1 protein-coding gene is annotated in these 2,517 nt (G+C 64.8%); it reads right to left on the bottom strand.

The features are described from left to right. The coding region (locus DDF70_RS37770) for a DNA translocase FtsK (protein WP_281024424.1) at positions 1-1,440 on the bottom strand (1,440 nt) is incomplete at its 3' end. Positions 1,441-2,517 lie beyond the last annotated feature (1,077 nt).

The following is a 2,517-nucleotide window of genomic DNA, read 5'->3' as shown; positions in this document are numbered from 1 at the left end:
CGACAGGATCATGGTGTTGATCGCCACCGACTTGCCCGAGCCGGTGGTGCCGGCGACGAGCAGGTGCGGCATGCGGGCGAGGTCGGCGATCACCGGCTCGCCGCCGATGGTCTTGCCCAGGCACAGCGCGAGCTTCTGCTTCGAGGTCTCGAAGTCCTGGGAGGCGAGCAGCTCGCGCAGGTACACGGTCTCGCGCTTGTGGTTGGGCAGCTCGATGCCGATGGCGTTGCGGCCCTGGACCACGGCCACGCGCGCCGAGACCGCGCTCATCGAGCGCGCGATGTCGTCGGCGAGCGAGATCACCCGCGACGACTTCGTCCCAGGCGCAGGCTCAAGCTCATACAGGGTGACAACCGGGCCGGGGCGAACGTTGATGATCTCGCCCTTGACGTTGAAGTCCCACAGCACGTTCTCGAGAGTCGCGGCATTCTCCTGCAGCACTTCGACCGGCACTTCGGCACTGTCCCAGATCTTCGGTTCGGCCAGCAGCTCCAGAGCCGGCAGCTCGAACTCGAACGAAGCCCTTACAGGCGTGGAGACGCCGACCGACACCGAAGCGTAGTTGTCACGGCTCTCACGGCGGAAGCTGTCATTGGCCGCAACCGGAACGCCCGGATTGCTGTTGACGCGCGGCGGCGGCGTGACGACCGCGGCACGCCGTGTCGGCGCCTCGATGATATCATCGTCGTCCGTCAGGTCTTCGGCGTGATCCATGTGCATCTCGATGTCGGTGTCGACATCGTCTTCATCCTCGTCCCACGGCAGAACCTCCGGCAGAACCTCGGGTTCCACCGGCCGCGGTGGCGCAGGCGGAGTCGACGGAACACGCACCGTAGCCGCGACCGAAGGAGCGGCTTTCTTCACGACCGGCACATTCTTCTCCTGCTCGGCCTGACCAGGAGCGGGTGCAGCCGAGACAGGGCGCGTCGGCGCGGGGGCCGCCGCAGGGATCGTTTCCGAGGAAGCAGGCAGCGTCGGATCGAGGAGATATGTCCCCGGCTGCCACATGAAGCTGTAGGTTTGCTGGACTGTAGAAAGTTCGAGTGGAGCGGGACTGCTCTTGGCCGGAGACGCAGCCTGCTCCATGGCCTTCGGCGCTGGAGCAGGTTCGGCGGCCGCGGGAGCGGAAGCGACCGGCGCCCGCTGCGGCATGTCTGCGCGCGACCTCGCGGGCGGAACCCGTTTAGCGTGATCGGGCGCGGGGGAAGGCGTGCGAGTGAAAGCGCGAGGCGCGCCGTGACCGACCTCTTGGGACGCCGCCTTGTTCTGCAACGCAAGCAGTCTTTCCTGGACGGCCGGCGCAGGATCGGCAGCGCGGACGGATGCGATTTCCTTGGACGTGCGGCTCACGGCATCCGGTGCCGCTTGGGCGGGCGTCTGCATTCGGCGCTCTTTCAGAACCCGCTCAGGTGTGCGCGTGAAGCGGACCTCCGGCGACATGGAGAACGACTGCTCCCAGACCTCTCCGCGGGGTGCGCCATTGGGACCTCTGTCTCGCGAAACCCGATCCGCAACGCCGTCCCGGACACGAGGCCGATCCTCGGCTGTCCTCGGCCGGGATGCTTCCTGTCCGCGTTCAAACTCGTTCATCAATCCGCGCCCATTTTGCCTGTGTGGTTCGAGATAGGAGGCTTGCCGGGCTCCTGTCATGGGAGCCTGCGCAAGCCCGGCAGATGGATCTTTCTCACCATGCCCATCGAATTCGGGATGCTGCTCGTCTTCCCGGGTGAGAGAGCCATAACCATGGACCGCGGAAGGTGGAGACCGTCGTTTGAAATGCATTGTCTGTTATGGTGTTGGGGCCGAACCAGTCAGCCCGTGAGGAGGTTCTCCCCGATTACGCCTGCCAAAGGTAAAAAGAGGATTAGGAGACAAGCACGAGGCCGGCAGCAGGCGACTTGTCCCCAGACGGAAACTGTGTTCGCCCACCTTCAAAAGTCACCCTGCCCTCCTTATATTCCTGAGAGAGCAAGGCGCCCCCTCCCCTTCCATCCTTTCTCGGACGACAGACATTGAAGATGTCTCTTGCAATTGGCTTGGGAGGGTTTATATCGGCGCCTCCCCTGGGGGGCCTGGTCGCGTGAGCGGGGTCTGGCCGGGGGTGTTTTCCACCAGGGCGGGGTTTGTCCCAGGTCCGGGCCGGTGCCCGGTCCGGCGGCGGGCTCGTCCGGGGTGCGGAGCGGGTATCCCCGGTCCTGTGCCATGAGCGTCGGCGGTTCGAGGGTTCTTCGGGCGCGGTGTTCGGCTCCTCTGGCGGTGTTCTTTCCAGCAACGGCTGGGATGCAGTCAAGCATTCCGGCACGGGAGCGCAGAAGCGACAACGTTTCTGCGAACGGTTTTGCTTGGCCTTTACTGGTGAGAGGCTGCGGAACATCTCCAGCGATCCTCGCGAAAGCTTCGAAAAACTTTCGGGAAGGTTGTTGACAGGACCGAGGCCAGCGACTACATCAGCCTCATCGGCGGCGGGGTTCTTCGGGCCTGGCCGCCTTGGACCTTCGAGGCCTGGCGCTCCTTCGG

Source organism: Microvirga calopogonii (genome assembly GCF_003347665.1).
GTDB lineage: Bacteria > Pseudomonadota > Alphaproteobacteria > Rhizobiales > Beijerinckiaceae > Microvirga > Microvirga calopogonii.
The sequence above is the reverse complement of the archived record's forward strand: the minus strand, read 5'-3'. Positions and strand labels throughout refer to the sequence as shown.